General features: G+C 62.0%; 16 protein-coding genes and 1 tRNA gene. 3 read left to right on the top strand and 14 right to left on the bottom strand.

The features are described from left to right. Nucleotides 1–251 precede the first annotated feature (251 nt). Complete coding sequence (locus tag QZ634_RS11290; protein WP_291988405.1) at nt 252–476, top strand: GDCCVxC domain-containing (seleno)protein; 225 nt, start codon at nt 252–254, stop codon at nt 474–476. Nucleotides 477–1,054: 578 nt separating this feature from the next. Here the strand turns inward: QZ634_RS11290 and QZ634_RS11285 are convergent. From QZ634_RS11285 to uvrA, 14 genes are all read right to left on the bottom strand, one after another. After that, nucleotides 1,055–2,785: a phage major capsid protein gene (locus tag QZ634_RS11285; protein ID WP_291988403.1), complete on the bottom strand. Its 1,731-nt coding sequence runs from the start codon at nt 2,783–2,785 to the stop codon at nt 1,055–1,057. A 229-nt stretch (nt 2,786–3,014) separates the two neighbouring features. Beyond that, nucleotides 3,015–3,308 carry a hypothetical protein gene (locus QZ634_RS11280; RefSeq protein ID WP_291988401.1) on the bottom strand — a complete coding sequence of 98 codons (294 nt, stop codon included), beginning with the start codon at nt 3,306–3,308 and terminating at the stop codon, nt 3,015–3,017. A gap of 36 nt (nt 3,309–3,344) precedes the next feature. Beyond that, complete coding sequence (locus tag QZ634_RS11275) at nt 3,345–3,803, bottom strand: transposase (protein ID WP_291988399.1); 459 nt, start codon at nt 3,801–3,803, stop codon at nt 3,345–3,347. A 356-nt stretch (nt 3,804–4,159) separates the two neighbouring features. Then, nucleotides 4,160–5,827 (bottom strand): hypothetical protein, encoded by a 1,668-nt coding sequence (locus QZ634_RS11270; RefSeq protein ID WP_291988398.1) that lies wholly within the window; start codon nt 5,825–5,827, stop codon nt 4,160–4,162. Further along, complete coding sequence (locus QZ634_RS11265; protein WP_291988396.1) at nt 5,824–6,243, bottom strand: DNA primase; 420 nt, start codon at nt 6,241–6,243, stop codon at nt 5,824–5,826. Before QZ634_RS11265 ends, QZ634_RS11270 begins: the two co-directional genes overlap by 4 nt. Further along, a complete protein-coding gene (locus tag QZ634_RS11260) occupies nt 6,240–6,566 on the bottom strand; it encodes a hypothetical protein (protein WP_291988395.1) in 327 nt (108 codons plus the stop codon). Before QZ634_RS11260 ends, QZ634_RS11265 begins: the two co-directional genes overlap by 4 nt. After that, nucleotides 6,563–6,769 carry a hypothetical protein gene (locus tag QZ634_RS11255; protein ID WP_291988393.1) on the bottom strand — a complete coding sequence of 69 codons (207 nt, stop codon included), beginning with the start codon at nt 6,767–6,769 and terminating at the stop codon, nt 6,563–6,565. Before QZ634_RS11255 ends, QZ634_RS11260 begins: the two co-directional genes overlap by 4 nt. Then, the gene (locus tag QZ634_RS11250) at nt 6,766–7,335 is read right to left on the bottom strand and encodes a hypothetical protein (protein ID WP_291988391.1); all 570 of its coding nucleotides are present in this window, start codon (nt 7,333–7,335) and stop codon (nt 6,766–6,768) included. The genes QZ634_RS11255 and QZ634_RS11250 overlap by 4 nt, the downstream gene beginning before the upstream one ends. Before the next feature lie 296 nt (nt 7,336–7,631). Further along, nucleotides 7,632–7,871: a transcriptional regulator gene (locus tag QZ634_RS11245; protein ID WP_291988389.1), complete on the bottom strand. Its 240-nt coding sequence runs from the start codon at nt 7,869–7,871 to the stop codon at nt 7,632–7,634. A gap of 130 nt (nt 7,872–8,001) precedes the next feature. Then, the gene (locus tag QZ634_RS11240) at nt 8,002–9,219 is read right to left on the bottom strand and encodes an integrase arm-type DNA-binding domain-containing protein (RefSeq protein WP_291988387.1); all 1,218 of its coding nucleotides are present in this window, start codon (nt 9,217–9,219) and stop codon (nt 8,002–8,004) included. Between the two features lie 185 nt (nt 9,220–9,404). Next, nucleotides 9,405–9,480 (bottom strand) — tRNA-Ala (locus QZ634_RS11235). A gap of 106 nt (nt 9,481–9,586) precedes the next feature. Next, nucleotides 9,587–10,198, bottom strand: coding sequence for a hypothetical protein (locus tag QZ634_RS11230; RefSeq protein ID WP_291988385.1), 612 nt, complete (start codon nt 10,196–10,198; stop codon nt 9,587–9,589). A 160-nt stretch (nt 10,199–10,358) separates the two neighbouring features. Continuing rightward, the gene (locus tag QZ634_RS11225; RefSeq protein ID WP_043567497.1) at nt 10,359–10,643 is read right to left on the bottom strand and encodes an HU family DNA-binding protein; all 285 of its coding nucleotides are present in this window, start codon (nt 10,641–10,643) and stop codon (nt 10,359–10,361) included. A 237-nt stretch (nt 10,644–10,880) separates the two neighbouring features. Beyond that, a complete protein-coding gene (gene uvrA / locus QZ634_RS11220) occupies nt 10,881–13,739 on the bottom strand; it encodes an excinuclease ABC subunit UvrA (RefSeq protein ID WP_291988723.1) in 2,859 nt (952 codons plus the stop codon). A gap of 80 nt (nt 13,740–13,819) precedes the next feature. Here uvrA and QZ634_RS11215 point away from each other — a divergent pair, with 80 nt between their 5' ends. Continuing rightward, complete coding sequence (locus QZ634_RS11215; RefSeq protein ID WP_291988383.1) at nt 13,820–15,025, top strand: MFS transporter; 1,206 nt, start codon at nt 13,820–13,822, stop codon at nt 15,023–15,025. Nucleotides 15,026–15,075: 50 nt separating this feature from the next. Then, nucleotides 15,076–15,561 carry a single-stranded DNA-binding protein gene (gene ssb, locus QZ634_RS11210; RefSeq protein WP_291988381.1) on the top strand — a complete coding sequence of 162 codons (486 nt, stop codon included), beginning with the start codon at nt 15,076–15,078 and terminating at the stop codon, nt 15,559–15,561. Nucleotides 15,562–15,768: the final 207 nt, after the last annotated feature.

Raw genomic sequence — 15,768 nt, 5'->3', positions numbered from 1 at the left:
AGGCAGCGCGCTTCGCCGTGCGCGGTCAGCCGGCATAGCGCGTGCTACCGGCGCCCGACTCTCCGGTAGCGCTGCATTCCTGACGACACTTCCAGCAGCCGAGAGAGTAGCGCGAAATTCAGGTGACGGCGGAAATCCCGTGTTCCACACGGAGTGCAACACGGCACCAGCGCGGGATCGCGGCGACGCCGCCAGGACCGTCCGCGCGACGACCCGGGCTACAATGCGCCGACAACTTTTCGGAGGCTGCCTTGGATACTGTCCTTGAATCGACCCTGACCTGCCCGGCCTGCGGTCACGCGCGAGTCGAGCAGATGCCCACCGATGCCTGTCTGTGGTTCTATGAGTGTCTTGCCTGCCACACGCTGCTCAGGCCGAAGCGCGGCGATTGCTGCGTCTTCTGCTCCTACGGTACGGTTCCCTGCCCGCCGATTCAGGCTTCCGGCGGCGCGTGCTGTTCGTCGGCCAATGTGTAGGAGCTGAAATACGCGCGCGATCTGCGCCACGGACTAACACCAGGAGAACTGCACGCAAGTATTTCCGGATAGCTGGTTCCTCGCTAAACTCCCCGTGAGCGAAGATGGACTTCAGGTGATCGCTGATTGCGCGCACGGGAACGGCAAAGAGTTTGGCTATCAGCTTTGCCTTGGCTTCGTTTACAGGGGGCGGGGCTGTGCACAGCCGGAGATAAGTGAGAGATCCCGGCGGCGAGCGGGGAAAAATCGACTTCATCCACCGACCAGAGAAATTCACACCGCCGGCAAACCCCCGCCAACACTGCCCCTGGGGGCCAAAAAAAAACCCGGAGCAGGTCCGGGCTTTGATGTCTTGGTGGAGACAGGCGGCATCGAACATCCCGGTAAAGGCCCTTGTAGCATAGGTTTTCGAGAACATCAATCCGAAAAATACCGCCAAATATACTGACACGCGCATTGTAGGGTGGCCCTGTAGTACCGTTCCCCAACGGCATCAGAAAGGGCCTCCCCGCGCTCCGTTCCCTTTAGAGCGCGGGCCTGAATGCTAACCAGCTGGGAGGAGAGAGCCCAAACGCTGGTTAGCTGACGCTAGATGCCACCGAGAACGCCCCGCCATGCTTGATGGCGATGTCGATATCGGCAATAGCTCGAACTCCGACCAATGCTTTCGCGAACTGGTCGTATGGGTTCACGACGATTTCGATCGGGCCCCACTCAGCGACGATTACTTCCGACCAATCGCCGAAGATCAGGTGATCGGCAGGGCATGCGGTGGTCGCCATGGCTGCGTAGCCATTCATCCGATTGTCAGGGCTCTGCCAGAGGTACTCAGGATGCCCCGCCACCTTGACTCGGCCCTTCAGCAGCTTTCGTACACCCGGGGTTGTCACAAAACCACAGTACTGGCCAGTCAGGTCGACAAAGGAACTCGACACATCGGCCTCAAAGTCGAGGATCGCCGGCCAGTCGATGCTCGCCCCGGTGACGACGCCAAGCCCAGTCTTGAGCAGGAGGCCAATAGGCTGTCCGCTGACGCCAGTGCCTTGGATCGCCGCCTTGTCGATGGAGTACCCGATGGCTTTCATCATGCTGTGTGTAACGAGCATTTCTGCGGCGGGGCCGCTCTGCTTGATCAAGCGCCGTGAAAGCTGAGTATAGGCTGCGCAGCTCTTCGGGCTGAGCAAGAGCTGGCCGAACACAGGCTCGCTCTCCGTGATTGATGCCGTTTCGGTGGACATCCATTCCGGGGAAACGTCTCCAGCGAGTACGGGGATATCCACATTCCCCACCAATCCGCTGACACGCTGCGCCCCCAGGCCCAACACCGCGCTGTGTTCGCGCAGGGCGTCGATGAAGAGGTCGGCTCGATGGTCGAGCCCTACCAGGTTGCCGCCTGCGGAGGGCGTCGAAGTCACAAGATCGCGCTTCATCTTTCTAGCGACCACATCGCCCGGAATGAGAACGCCGGTTACGTTGCGGTGCGTGATGCCTTTCGCCAACGTTTCGTGAACTTCGCGCTCCAGGCCGGCGTTCCGCCAGTCGCCAGTTAGCTGAGACTCAATGGCTCTGATAACGCTGTACTGCTTTTCCTCGCGGCGCGACATGTTGATTTCAGGCGTCCACTGGTTAAAGGAGCTAACGTGACGCGTCAAACGCGCCGCGAAATCATCGCTCGACATGCCGTTCATAACAGCCTCATTGGCTATGTCTTGAACGCCATCGAAGTTGGAGAACTGACGGGCAAGGGCAATGATCCCCTTCGCGTTTTCCGCTGCGGCGCCGCCCTTTGCGGCGTTACGCTGGCTTCTGGTCATGTAGTCGTTCGTGGTTTCGGCTGTTTGGTTCATGGTGTTTGAGTCCTGGTAATGGCGAAAGAATCCGGCGCCGGTGTCGGCAGGGCAAGCCACGGCGCTAACCTCGTATGGCATCCACTTGAAGCGGATCGCGCGGCCGTCGCCGGTTGGCGTGCCATCGTCGGTCAGTTGGTAGCCGACCGAAACACTGCGCACAACGCGGTTCTTCACGTCTTGGAAAATCTCTTCAGCGCGCTGGGAGGTGCCGAACCTGGCGGTGCCGGTCAGCTTGCCGTTGGTTATCTGAAGATTCTCGACGGTGCCGATGTTCAGCCTTGAGCTGTCGTGGCTTTCGATCAGAGGTAAGGGGGCACGACTGAGGTCCACGCCGCCGGGAGAATGATCGAGAATCTCGACGTACTCCCCGCGATCTACGGCCTCTTCCGTACTGACGGTCACTGGTACGCTGCGGCCGGCGGGGTCCGCACGGCCAAAGGTCAGGGTCCGAAAGTGCATAGAATGTCTCCGGCCGGGAAAACAAAAAGGCGGGCTCCCGGCAAATCACCCGCGCGCCAGTTGGCGCACAAAGCGTTTTGTCCAGAAGCCCGCCTTCGCGAAGCTCTCCCACCAGATCCAGACTCTTCTCTACCAGGCCAAGCGCGGAGCGTTGCAACCATCGAGTAGAACCAGGAACGGCTCAAACGTCCCATTATTCTACGGGCGCCATTGCGGGAATGCAACAACATCATTGCACCGTTCTGGCCGCTGGCTGGGCAAGAGAAACGGCAGCCAGTTGCCGAAGCAGTTCGGCGTCAGCCAGGGTTGACTCGGCTGCCATCCGCGCTTCTTCCTCGGTGGCATAGGCGCTCAGCAACCAGCCGGTGGCAATTCCTCCAGGCGCGACCGAGACGCTCAGCAGTACTTGATGATGCTCGCAGTATCCAAACAGGAGCGTCTTGTCGGTGGAGTTTTCGAGCTGCGCTATGCCTTGCGCAAGGCGGTTGTAGCAATCAGGGCAGATACTCTGAATCGGGATCATTTTAGGTCCTGTTTTTGAAGAGGTTGCGGGCGTGCATCACAGCTCTCGGCCGTGCAGGCGAGGCTCGATTGATGAGCCTGGCACCAGGCGCAAGTTCCAGTCTGACAACTGGCGCGTCAAGTGCGCTGGGATCGCATCTTCGCGCCCCATTTTCGCCAGCTTGCGGATGAATGCCGCGATCGTTTCCGAGTCGGGCGGCCGTGGTTGGCTATCGTCAAGCCCGCACCACTCGCACAAACCGGGATGGTCAATAAGCAGGTCCTCCAGTTGCCGCGGGTTGAGTTTCAGCACGATCCCCGCAACGACAATGCGGATCATGGCATTGAGCGGCCACGGGCGGCGCCCGCGGCCAGGGCCTGGAAAATGCGGGGACAGCTCATCCGCAAGCGGGGAAAAGTCAACAGCCAGGTCGATCCGATCGAGCAGGAGTTGCAGGTTACTCAGACGCGCGGCTGGCCACCTCAACGAAGAAAACGAAAGCTGTTCGTAGATCATTCCTTAATACCTATACGCAACCGACGTTGCATAGCCGGGAGTTGCCTATAAAAAACCAAGACGGCCTAGCGGAAGACCGCGCTGCGCATTACCCGCAGGGGAGCAGGCCAAGAAGGACCCGTCGAACGGCGTGCATCCATTGCCACGACTGGCTTTAGTGGCTGCCGAACGATCGCAAGCCTGCCGGCAAGCTGCGGGGTATGCGGTGATTGCGGGGAAACTTTCACCCCGTATACTTTTTTTGTCTCTGACACTTCTCGTACGTTGTAAGAGAGATACCCCGCTTTACCCGCATACCCCGCAAGGGGGGAAGGGGGTGGCCGGCGGTTGATGGTGTAGTGGGTTGGTGCATCTTTTCAGAATGGGATAGAAACATCACCCGCTTTACCCGCATCACCCGCGCTGGTAACGGACCAGCGAGCAACCTTAGCGTGACCATCTGCTCCGGCCTGTTTCAGGGTCAATCCGTCGACGATGCGATCACGGTGCGATCTCAGCCAGTAGCCAAGGCGCCTGGCGTTTGGTTTCTCACTACATACCAGTTGCAGTGCTTCCCGAAGTTCTGCGCGGACATACTCGGAGGTCATCGGCGCCGCTTCCATGCCGGCAGAAACCACATCGGCGGCGGTCTTCTTCTCGCTGCTGAACTCCTCGTTCCATGATCCGAAAAGCAACCGCATGGCCTCCAGGTCAGGGTCTTGGTCGCGTAGCGCCTCGGATGCTTTGAGCGGATCGGGGAGCCCCAGCCAGACCAGCGGGCGACGTACCAGGCGATCCCAATGCTCGAAGCCTCCCAAGGGGTAGAGCCCGTCGACCGCAGGAGAGCCAGCGGCGATATAGGCGAGGCAAATTGTCAATGCATCGCGAATGAGATCACCGCGCCGCGCGAATACCTCGTCCAGGTGATCCCGCTTGAACGATCTCTGTTCTGGCCGCTCCTGGCGGGCATCCAGACGGATCAGGGACACTCGCCGCTTGAGGTCGCCGACGATGGACAGGTTATTGCCGGTAGCCACAAGAAGCGCGTGTGTCGGTATGCTGACCATGCCACTTGCACCAAGGGGGCGCAGGCGAACGAACTGCTGACTGGCGACTTGGCAGAGTAGTTCGCCCTTCAATGGTCGTTCAATGTTGTCCAGCGCAATGCAGGCGTCGCCGGCCAGCAGCACGCCGGCCAGACGCTTCTCCGTTTCCGCGTCGTCGTGGCCAAGGGACAGCACGCTAGCGCGCCGGCCGGTGGCAATGATTGCGAAAGTTTCGGCGATCAGCGTCTTACCTGTTCCCGGAGAAGGGGCAGTAACCGCCATCATCGGCGCAGCCGCCAGCACTCGCCTAAGTAATCCAGTCATCACGCCAGCCAGGAAAGCGCTACGGTCTGTGTCGTCAACGAAAGGGAATTCAGAGACCGCCTCAAGAAGATGGCCAGCCGCGCAGCTCGAGTCGTTCATGGTCGACTTTGCGTCCGGCGCCGTGTACCCGGGTATCTTCTCAAAGGCCAGGAACAGGCCCGTTTCGGCGTCGTACCCAGGGTTATCGAGCAGTCGCCCTGAGAGGGTAACAATCGGCGCTTCGACAAACCCGGACAACTGGCGAAGTTCAGGCCAATAGCCGCGCGACAAGTACGCGTCCGCAACACGTCGAGGGCAATCACAGTGCTTGTAAGCGTCCGATCTAGCGTCATAACGTTCATGCAGCGCCGCACGGCCCGCCAGTTCGGCCAGGTGGGCACCGTCCACAGCGTGCAGTATCAGAGCCCCTCGGGGGCGAGCAATACCTTTCCCGGGCGATTCAGGCGCCGGATAGACGCGCACCAAACGTCCAGCAAACACGAACAGGTTCTCGCCATATTCCGCCAGAGCTGCCCCGAGTTCGTCGAGGATCTCCGGCAGGCGGCCAGGATCGTGGCGAATCACCCGCTTGCCGTTAGAATCGTAGGTGCCTGTGGCTGGCTTCGCTGGCGACCGGCGCCGGTTGGCCGTGGCGAGTTTCTCGGCGGATCGTTCCAAGCTGGTGACGTTGCTCATAGCCCCGCCACCGTTGCCGCACTGGTCAATCGTTCGGCGGCCAAAATTAGCCGGTCATGGTCCGTCGCCGACAACGCCTTACCGTCCGCCATAGACCTTGCCGCGACAGCACAGACCAAGGCTTCGAACGACACGCACCGCAAGGCGTCTGTAGCCAGGAACGGGCGCCGCTCGCTCTTGATGTGGCCTGCCAGACACTCAGGGTAGAGGTCCGTCATTTCGAGCCCCACCGCTGCGAGAATGTCAGCCGTGGAATCGCCTGCAAAGTCGTGGATCAGCAAGCGCCCGTCGTCGAGTTCTCGAGCACTCCCTGACGGTCGCTTATCCTTTCGGGTAGGCACCCGGAACACCCAGCGGCCTGGCGCCGTCTGACGCACGCCTTCGACACGAGAGAGGAATTTTTCAGCGGGAGTCATTGGGTCGCCTCGCTTCCGTCGCTGAAAGCGTCGATAGACGCCATGAGCGCCTCTTTCCGGTCGCCGCCGGCCTGGTAGTGGCTCCAGCACCGCCCGCAAAGCGAATAAGCGAAGGCAACGGGCGCCGCCTGGCAGATGTCCACCGGGTACAGACGAAAGGCTTTGCGCCGCTTGCGCACCGCCGTGAACGGCTTTCGGCAGCCCGCACAGACAGGCGTCGGCATGCCGATGTGGCGCTCGTCCTCAACGTTCTTGAAAACGGGCAGAACGTCGGCAAGGGTCTTTCCGGCGGGAAGTTCCACCAAGTTGTGCTGTGGTCTCATGTGTTTTCGTCCTCGTCAGCTTCGCGAAGAGCATCGGCGCACATGGCCATGATGTGGCCGGCACCGATGGTCGCGTCCTTGCTGCCCGTAACATCGTCCGCCGATGCGATCGCGTAGAAAGCATCAGCCATGAAAGTGAGCACATCGCGCACCGCGTCGCGGGTATCCGGACCGGGCGTACCGTCAATTCTCAGCGGGTTCATTGGGCACCGCCTTTCGCCGGCAACGACATGTCGCTGCTGGTGGCGCTCGTCCTGGCGAGTTCCAGAATTGCCTGGTCAACGAACGCCTTTACCGTTCTCACTTGCCGCTCAGAAACAACGGTGGCGGGGTTCTCTGTGGTGGCAATGGCGTACTCCAAAATCATCGCCGCCATTTCCAGGGCTTCGTCAGCGGGCAGCTCGACGGGGACACTGAAGGCCACTGCTGGCCGCACTACGGCGGAATAAAGAGGGACTTCGTGAGCCGGGCCATCAGGCGCGGCCGGCATGCCTTCCGCAGCATGGAGCATGGCGGCAAGGGCCTCTGGCAGCCCGGTTTCGCTGCCGTGCAGACAGTCTTGAAGAGGGTAGAGCGTTTCCACCAGGGCGCGCGCCCGTTTCGCCTGCGCGGGTTCAGCCTGGTCGTTGACGGTCAGTGCCCCGGTATTGATGGCATCGAGCAGCGCCAAGCCAACGGCGGCCAGGGCAGTATTGCCGGAAGGGCCAAAGCGATCGAGATTTTCAAGCGTGCTGGATTGGCGCGCGGGGGCGCCGGAGGTGTTGTTCATGACATGACTCCTACTAAGCGGTTTGTGAACCGCCTTCCCCAACGCCAATTGGGGAGGGCAGACCGTGCAGGTTGGCGTACCGGTAGTAGGCACCGGCGCATCTTGCGATGCCCCGCACGGCCGCCCAAAACTCTGGAGCCATGCAGACAGACGAAAAAATACCGCACTGGTGGCGGTTCGTCCGCCTACTATCCGAGACGCCAATCTCGGCCGCTGATGTGCAGCGACATCTCCATCATGCGCCCGCATGGTCGACGATGTCAACACATGACAGCAGGGTGTGAGGGCGGCGGCCATCATGCGACCTTCTGACTGTTGGTCAGCGCCCTCAACGCCCCGCGCACGTCGCCAACTCGCCAGCGAGTTTGCTGCGGAGAAGGATATACAGGCTTTGGAATGGCGCCGGTCCGCGATCTACGCCAGATGGTATTGGCGGAACACCCGAAAAGCAGCGCGACGAAGAATACGTCGATCAGAGCATCTTCTGGCATGTCGTTAAACGACGATAGCGTATGCGGGATGGTTCTTTGTGCCATGCGTTTTCCTTGAATGGAACCCCCCGCATCGAAATGGTGTGGGGAAGCATGGCGTGATTTTGGAGAGGTCTTGTCAAGCGGTTAAGGCAAACGGCTTGACGCTCGCTGAATTCTTGTTTTCGGCGTTCGCTCAGGTCTTTCCGGTGTTCGTCGTGTCGCGCATTTTTTCGCACTCGTCAGCCCACCAGGTCATCAGCCGGCGCCGCTCTTCCAGGAAATCCCCCCGGTCATAGGCGAGGCGCACCTCATCGCCGTGCACATGGGATAACTGAACTTCGACCGCTTCGGAGCGGAACAGCCCGGAGCCATGTGCCATAGTCGAGAACGAGCTTCGAAAGCCATGCGCCGAGTGATCGCTTTGGGTGTCGTAGCCAAGCCGCCGAAGTGCTGCGTTGACGGTGTTTTCGCTCATCGGTCGGTCGTGGTTTTGTAGGCCCGGGAAGCAATACCTACCGGCTCCGGTCAACGACTTCAATTCGGCCAGGATCGCCAGCGCCTGGTCAGCCAAGGGCACCAGGTGCAGGCGCCGCGCTTTCATCTTGCCTATCGGGATGCGAATGAGCTTTTGCGCGGTGTCAACTTCTGCCCACTCAAGCGAGCGCACCTCACCTGGCCGAAGTCCGAAAAACGCGGACAGCTTGAGGGCGCAGCACGTAGCAAAGGAGCCCTTATAGGCCCACAAATCACGCAGGAGTGCGCCAAATCCCGCCGGGTCGGTGATCGCTGCATAGTGGGTCTGTTGTTTGGTCGGCAATGCGCCCTTGAGGTCCGCAGATATGTCTCGCTCGCATCGTCCGGTGCGAATTCCGTAGCGAAAAACCATGCCGGCAGTTTCTCGCAGCCGGTGAGCGGTATCGAGCAAGCCGCGATCCTTCACCCGGCGCAGGACAGCGAGCAATTCGGGGGCCGTCACCTCGGCAATCAATCGTTTGCCGATCCATGGAAAGGCGTTCAACTCCAAGATGCGCAGGTTCCTGTATCGAGTGTGCGCGCTCCAGTCCGGTGATATTTCTTTGTGCCACTCTCTCGCAACACCCTCGAAGCTGTTCTGATCCCGATGCGCCGCGGTCAGTTTGGCGGTCTTGCGCACCTCGCCGGGATCTTCACCAGAACGAAGCCGGTCGCGCGCCACGTTACGATCCTTGCGTGCTTGCAGTAGTGATACCTCTGGGAAGACTCCCAAGGCGAGCGTCTTGCGCTTCTCGGCAAAGCGGTAGTCCATGCGCCAGTATTTGCCGCCCTTGACGTCCACCAACAGATACATGCCGCCGCCGTCCGAAAGCTTGAACGACCGTTCCCCTGGTGTCGCTTTCGTGACTTCCATAGCCTTCAGCTTGTCTGTAGCCATTACATACCCCTGATGCCATCATTGAAGCGTCTACCGTCAGGCGTTCGGCAGATACTGTCAAGCGTACCGTCAACAGCACGGTATTTTGATGATGTGGGGTGGTGTTACTTGAGACAAAAAAAACCCTGAGCGCCTTTCGGTGTCAGGGTTTGCGGTGTGTCGTGGTGCGGCGTTGTGTTGCGGGGTGGTGGAGACAGGCGGGATCGAACCGCCGACCTTCTGATTGCGAACCAGACGCTCTCCCAGCTGAGCTATGCCCCCGAAGCCGCACGGATTCTACGCGGCGTGATTTGAAGCGTCAATCCTGCTTGCCGGCGAGCGCGGGGACGTCGATCCACCGCGCGGTCGCGGGTCAGGGCTGATGGGCCTATTGCGCTTTCTTGGCCGCGGCCGGGACGACAGACACGGCCACCGCTTCGGAATAGACGCCCTCGATCTGGTCGCCCTTGTTGATCAGTTTGAGCTGTTCCGGGTCCTTGATCTTCAGCTTCACGGTCTTCCTGGCGCCGCGCAGGGTAATCATCTGCGTCTTGCGGTCGACCGCTTGCACGTCGGCGATGAAGGCGACGTCCTTTTCCACAACGGCTGCCGGCTTGTCGCCCGGTTTTGCCGCCGCCTGGTCGTTGCTGTCGATACGCACGCGAAGGTCCCCGCCGCCTTTCCTGAGGGCCATCACCAGGGTCTGCGTGTAGCGGGCAACGACCTGGTCGCCAACCTTGATCTGGTCGAAATTCTTGACGGCGTCGCTGGCGGTGATGACCATTTTCTCGCCCTGGTCGTCCTTGAGTACGACCGCGCGCGTCGCCTTGTCGATCGCGTCGACGACCAGCGAAACCTGCGCCTCGACCATGCCGACGAACTCACCCGGGGCGGTCGCGGTCATTGCCGCGGCGGCGGGTGCTTGTTGGGCGGATACGGCGAGCGGGAGAAGGGCGAGTGCGGCGGTCGCGACTAAGCGGCGAATGGTACCAATACGCATGGATAGCTCCGAAACTTGAAGAGGTTTGATCATTGCAGTGACGCTTGCTGGCAAGGGACAAGCTTGCGCATCGTCAAGCTGTTCCTTATCCAGTCCTGGCGCGTGTGGCCGGTACGAAAGCCACCCGTGCGAAAGTGGCGGCCCGCGCGTGTCGCCAGTCCTATTCGTCCTTGCCCGCCACGCGTGCCTTGAAGGTCGCGCCGGCGGTGAACTTCGGGACGATGGTCTCCGGGATCTGGATCTTCGCACCGGTTTTCGGGTTCTTTCCCTCGCGCGCAGCGCGCGGGCTGGCCTTGAAAGAGCCAAAACCAACCAGCGTCACTGCTTCACTGCGGGCAACCGTTTCAACGATCGTGTCGATCACGGCGTCGAGCGCTTTCGCAGAGGCGACTTTGGAGAGTTCGGTGCGGTCAGCAATGGCATCGATCATTTCGGACTTGTTCATATTATCTCCTTTGGTGGTTACGAGCCTTCATTCAGGCGCATTCTTGCATTTCGGCGACCGGCTGGGAAGGGGTGCCAAAGGCTGCAATTCTGGCATGGATTCAGCTCCTGCCAAGAAAATTTTTGGCGCTGGCGGCTGTGCGATGCCATGCCGGACGATCGTCTGCCTGGCGGATCGGCGGCAAGTGGCGCAAGGCGGTACGGCGGAGCGCCAGCCAGCTGGCGTCGATGTGGCGGCTCATTGGGCGAGCGAATCCGCTTGCCCGCGGCGCGCCAGCAGCGGCTTCAGGAAACGGCCGCTGTGGCTCTCCGCGACTTCCGCGATCTGCTCGGGGGGGCCGGCGGCAAGAACGCGGCCGCCGCCAGCGCCACCTTCCGGACCAAGGTCGACCAGCCAGTCAGCCGTCTTGATGACATCGAGATTGTGTTCGATGACCAGCACCGTATTGCCGTGATCGACCAGCCGGTGCAGGACGGTGAGCAGCATTTCGATGTCCTGGAAGTGCAGCCCGGTGGTCGGTTCGTCGAGAATGTAGAGTGTTCTGCCGGTGTCGCGCTTCGAAAGTTCGAGCGCCAGCTTGACGCGTTGTGCTTCGCCGCCGGAGAGAGTGGTCGCCGACTGGCCGAGGGTGATGTAGCTCAGACCGACGTCAACCAGTGTCTGCAGCTTGCGGGCGATGACCGGCACGGCGTCGAAAAACTCACGCGCCACCTCGACGGTCATTTGCAGGATCTGGTGGATGTTGCGGCCCTTGTACTGGATCTCGAGGGTTTCACGGTTGTAGCGTTTGCCGTGACAGACGTCGCAGGGAACGTAGATGTCGGGCAGGAAGTGCATTTCGACCTTGATCACGCCGTCGCCCTGGCAGGCCTCGCAGCGCCCGCCCTTGACGTTGAAGGAGAAGCGGCCCGGCCCGTAGCCGCGTGCGCGGGCTTCGGGGATTCCCGAGAACAGTTCGCGGATCGGTGTCAGCAGGCCGGTGTAGGTCGCCGGATTGGAGCGCGGCGTGCGGCCGATCGGGCTCTGGTCGACGTTGATGACCTTGTCGAAATGATCGAGGCCGACGATGGCCTCGTGCTCGGCGGGTTCAGCGCTGGAGCCGTAGAGGTGTCTGGCCGCCGCAGCGTACAGGGTGTCGTTGATCAGCGTCGATTTGCCCGAGCCGGAAACGCCGGTGATGCAGGTCAGCAGGCCGACCGGCAGGTCGACACTGACGTTGCGCAGGTTGTTGCCGCGCGCGCCGACGATCTGCAGCAGCCGCTGCGCATCGGGCTGGCGGCGCTTGTCGCGCGTGCCGATCCGCCGCCGGCCGGCGAGGTAGTCGCCGGTCATTGACGCCGGGTTGCCGATGATCGCCGCTGGCGGTCCTTCGGCGACGATGAAGCCGCCATGCACGCCAGCGCCGGGGCCGATGTCGACGACGTAGTCAGCGCTGCGGATCGCTTCCTCGTCGTGTTCGACGACGATCACCGTATTGCCGATGTCGCGCAGCTGCTGCAGCGTCTTCAGCAGCCGCTCGTTGTCGCGCTGGTGCAGGCCGATCGACGGTTCGTCGAGGACGTAGAGTACGCCGGTCAGCCCCGAGCCGATCTGCGAGGCGAGGCGGATGCGCTGCGCTTCGCCGCCGGACAGCGTTTCCGCCGAACGGTCGAGCGAAAGATAGTCGAGGCCGACGTTGATCAGGAACTGCAGGCGGCTGACGATTTCCTTGAGCACTTTCTCGGCGATCTGCGCCTTGTTGCCGGGCAGTTGCAGCGAGATAAAGTAGTCGCGCGCTTCGGCAAGTGGCAGGCGGCTGAGCTCGTGCAGGGTGCGCGCGCTGGCGAGGGTGCCGACGCGCACGTTGCGCGCTTCCTCGCGCAGGCGGCTGCCGTTGCACGAGGGGCAGGTCTGGTTGCTGATCAGTCGCGCCAGCTCCTCGCGAACGGCCTGCGAGTCGGTTTCCTTGTAGCGTCGCTCAAGGTTGACGACGATGCCCTCGAAGGTATGCTGGCGCACGCTGAGCCGGCCACGTTCGTTGGCGTAGGTGAACGGCAATTGCTCGCGCCCGGAACCGTAGAGGACGATTTGCCGGATGCGCTCGGGCAAGTCGCTGAACGGCGCTTCGACGTCGAAGCCATAGTGCGCGGCGAGCGAAGACAGCATCTGGAAGTAGAAGGGGTTGCGCCGGTCCCAGGCGCGGATCGCTCCGGCGGCGAGCGACAGTTCGGGATGGCCGACGATGCGTTTGGGGTCGAAGAACTGGATGACGCCGAGGCCGTCGCACTTCTGGCAGGCGCCCATCGGGCTGTTGAAGGAAAAGATGCGCGGTTCGAGTTCCGGCAGCGAGTACGAGCACACCGGGCAGGCAAAGCGGGCGGAAAAGAAATGCTCGCGCGCGCTGTCCATTTCGTAGGCGATGGCGCGGCCGTCGGCGTGGCGCAAGGCGGTCTCGAAGGATTCGGCCAGGCGTTGGCGAATGTCGGCGCGCACTTTCAGCCGGTCGATGACCACGTCGACGCTGTGCTTGCGCGTCTTGGCCAGCTTGGGCAGCGCGTCGATCTCGTAGATCTGGCCGTCTACGCGCAGGCGGGCAAAACCCTGCGCGCGCAGCTCGGCAAAGAGTTCGAGTTGCTCGCCCTTGCGGTCGGCGACCACCGGCGCCAGGATCATCAGCCGGCTGTCCTCGCTCAAGGCGAGAACGTGATCGACCATCTGCGCCACGGTCTGTGCTTCGAGCGCCAGCTGGTGCTCGGCGCAGTGCGGCGTGCCGGCGCGGGCGAAAAGCAGGCGCAGGTAGTCGTGGATTTCGGTGACCGTTCCAACCGTCGAGCGCGGGTTGTGGCTGGTCGCCTTCTGCTCGATCGAAATTGCCGGCGACAGGCCCTCAATGAGATCGACGTCGGGTTTCTCGATGCGCTGCAGGAACTGCCGGGCGTAGGCCGACAAGGACTCGACGTAGCGACGCTGCCCTTCGGCATAAAGCGTATCGAAAGCCAGTGACGACTTGCCCGAACCCGAAAGCCCGGTAATCACGATCAGGCGATTGCGCGGCAGGTCGAGATTGACGTTCTTCAGGTTGTGCGTGCGCGCACCGCGAATCCGGATCTCGTTGATCTCGTCCATTGTTTGCGGGCCCAAGGGGCTTTGGCAAACCTGCTAATATACGCAATTCCGCAGTCCGGCACCAAAATCCCATGTCCGCCCCCACTAGCGACCGAATGAGCAGCCAGGAAAAGCGCGCCGGCATCAGCCTGGCGGCTGTGTTTGCCTTGCGCATGCTCGGCTTGTTCCTGATCCTCCCAGTCTTCGCCATTTACGCGCAGGACCTGCCATCCGGCCACGACGTGGCGCTGGTCGGCATGGCGCTCGGTGCCTACGGACTGACGCAGTCCTTCCTGCAGATCGCCTACGGCGCGGCCTCCGATCGCTTCGGGCGCAAGCCGGTGATCGTCTTCGGGCTGCTGCTGTTTGCCCTCGGCAGCTTCGTCGCCGCTTCCGCCGGCGACATCTACGGCGTCATCGCCGGGCGCGTGCTGCAGGGCGCGGGTGCCATTTCGGCGGCGGTGACCGCGCTTGCCGCCGACCTCACCCGCGAACAGCATCTGACCAAGGTGATGGCCATGATCGGCTCGTCGATCGGCATGGTCTTTGCCGTCTCGATGGTCGCCGCGCCGCTGCTTTTCGTGAGCATCGGAATGCCTGGCATCTTTTCCCTGACCGGTGGCCTGGCCCTGCTGGCCATTTTCGTCGTCCTCCGAGTGGTTCCGGCGGCACCGGCAGTGCCGCGCCAGCCGACCTGGCCGAGCTTCGTCGAAGTGCTCGGCAATCGGCAGTTGCTGCGCCTGAATTTCGGTGTCTTTGCCCTGCACCTGATGCTCACCGCGATGTGGGTACTGCTGCCGGCGCAGCTGATCGCCACCGGCGGCCTGCCGGTGGCCGAACACTGGAAGCTCTACCTGCCGGCGCTTCTGGTGTCCTTCGTGATCATGGTGCCGGCGATCATTGCCGCCGAAAAATATGGCCGCATGAAGCTGGTCTTCAATGCTGCAGTGGTCGTGCTGCTCGTCGTGCAGATCGGTTTCGGCCTGTTTTCGACGAGTCTCTACGGCCTCGCCCTGTGGCTGACGCTGTTCTTCGTGGCCTTCAACATCCTCGAAGCGACGCAGCCGTCGCTGATCTCGCGCATTGCGCCGCCGCACGCCAAAGGCGCCGCGCTCGGCGTCTACAACACCACGCAGGCGCTGGGCCTGTTTGTCGGCGGCGTGCTCGGCGGGGCGCTCGCCAAGCACCTCGGCCCGGGCGCTGTCTGGGCCTGTGGCGGCTTGCTCACCGTGATCTGGCTGTCGCTATCGACGACCATGGCCATGCCGGCGCTGCGTCGTCGGCAAGCAACGGCCTAAGCCCCTATAATCGCGCTTTCTTCTTCTCGCACACCATCCAGGGAGGCAACATGGCTTCGGTCAATAAAGTGATTCTCGTCGGCAATCTGGGTGCCGATCCGGAAACCCGCTACCTGCCGAGCGGCGACGCCGTCTGCAACATTCGTATTGCCACTAGCGACCGCGTGCGCGACAAGGCGTCCGGCGAATACAAGGAAAATACCGAGTGGCACCGCGTCGTCTTCTTCGGCAAGGTGGCTGAAATTGCCGGCCAGTATCTGAAGAAGGGGCGTTCGGTGTACGTCGAAGGCCGCATCCGGACCAGCAAATGGCAGGACAAGGAAGGCAACGAGCGTTACACCACCGAGATCGTCGGCAACGAAATGCAGATGCTCGGTAGCCGCGAAGGCATGGGTTCGCCTTCATCGTTGGCTGGCGACAGCGAATACGGCGGCAGCATGCCATCGTCGGCCGGCGACGCCGGCAGCGCACGCGCGGCGGCACCGGCCAAGAAGAAGCCCAGCTTCGAAGACATGGACGACGATATCCCGTTCTAGGCCGCTGCACGCTGCAGCCCGGCCATAGCGCCCCGCTTGGGGCCCGCTTTGGCCCCCGCGCTTTGTGGCCCCACTCGCCTGCATCGCGCAGCCGGCCGGAGAGCCTCCCGTGTGCGGTCGACTCCGCCTTGCTGTCGACCTTTGCGGCCAATCCTGAAGCGTTTCCCGAAGCGAGGGCGTCGCGAGGACTTCCTATTCTCGCTGCCT

It is taken from the genome of Candidatus Accumulibacter sp. ACC007 (assembly GCF_907163205.1).
In the GTDB taxonomy this organism is placed as follows: domain Bacteria; phylum Pseudomonadota; class Gammaproteobacteria; order Burkholderiales; family Rhodocyclaceae; genus Accumulibacter; species Accumulibacter regalis.
The sequence above is the reverse complement of the archived record's forward strand: the minus strand, read 5'-3'. Positions and strand labels throughout refer to the sequence as shown.

What these genes read in the sequence shown, in the direction of transcription:
- QZ634_RS11285 (WP_291988403.1), bottom strand. Translation starts at nt 2,785, where the DNA reads ATGCACTTTCGGACCCTGACCTTTGGCCGTGCGGACCCCGCCGGCCGC.
- QZ634_RS11280 (WP_291988401.1), bottom strand. Translation starts at nt 3,308, where the DNA reads ATGATCCCGATTCAGAGTATCTGCCCTGATTGCTACAACCGCCTTGCG.
- QZ634_RS11275 (WP_291988399.1), bottom strand. Translation starts at nt 3,803, where the DNA reads ATGATCTACGAACAGCTTTCGTTTTCTTCGTTGAGGTGGCCAGCCGCG.
- QZ634_RS11270 (WP_291988398.1), bottom strand. Translation starts at nt 5,827, where the DNA reads ATGAGCAACGTCACCAGCTTGGAACGATCCGCCGAGAAACTCGCCACG.
- QZ634_RS11265 (WP_291988396.1), bottom strand. Translation starts at nt 6,243, where the DNA reads ATGACTCCCGCTGAAAAATTCCTCTCTCGTGTCGAAGGCGTGCGTCAG.
- QZ634_RS11260 (WP_291988395.1), bottom strand. Translation starts at nt 6,566, where the DNA reads ATGAGACCACAGCACAACTTGGTGGAACTTCCCGCCGGAAAGACCCTT.
- QZ634_RS11255 (WP_291988393.1), bottom strand. Translation starts at nt 6,769, where the DNA reads ATGAACCCGCTGAGAATTGACGGTACGCCCGGTCCGGATACCCGCGAC.
- QZ634_RS11250 (WP_291988391.1), bottom strand. Translation starts at nt 7,335, where the DNA reads ATGAACAACACCTCCGGCGCCCCCGCGCGCCAATCCAGCACGCTTGAA.
- QZ634_RS11245 (WP_291988389.1), bottom strand. Translation starts at nt 7,871, where the DNA reads ATGGCACAAAGAACCATCCCGCATACGCTATCGTCGTTTAACGACATG.
- QZ634_RS11240 (WP_291988387.1), bottom strand. Translation starts at nt 9,219, where the DNA reads ATGGCTACAGACAAGCTGAAGGCTATGGAAGTCACGAAAGCGACACCA.
- QZ634_RS11230 (WP_291988385.1), bottom strand. Translation starts at nt 10,198, where the DNA reads ATGCGTATTGGTACCATTCGCCGCTTAGTCGCGACCGCCGCACTCGCC.
- QZ634_RS11225 (WP_043567497.1), bottom strand. Translation starts at nt 10,643, where the DNA reads ATGAACAAGTCCGAAATGATCGATGCCATTGCTGACCGCACCGAACTC.
- QZ634_RS11215 (WP_291988383.1), top strand. Translation starts at nt 13,820, where the DNA reads ATGTCCGCCCCCACTAGCGACCGAATGAGCAGCCAGGAAAAGCGCGCC.
- ssb (WP_291988381.1), top strand. Translation starts at nt 15,076, where the DNA reads ATGGCTTCGGTCAATAAAGTGATTCTCGTCGGCAATCTGGGTGCCGAT.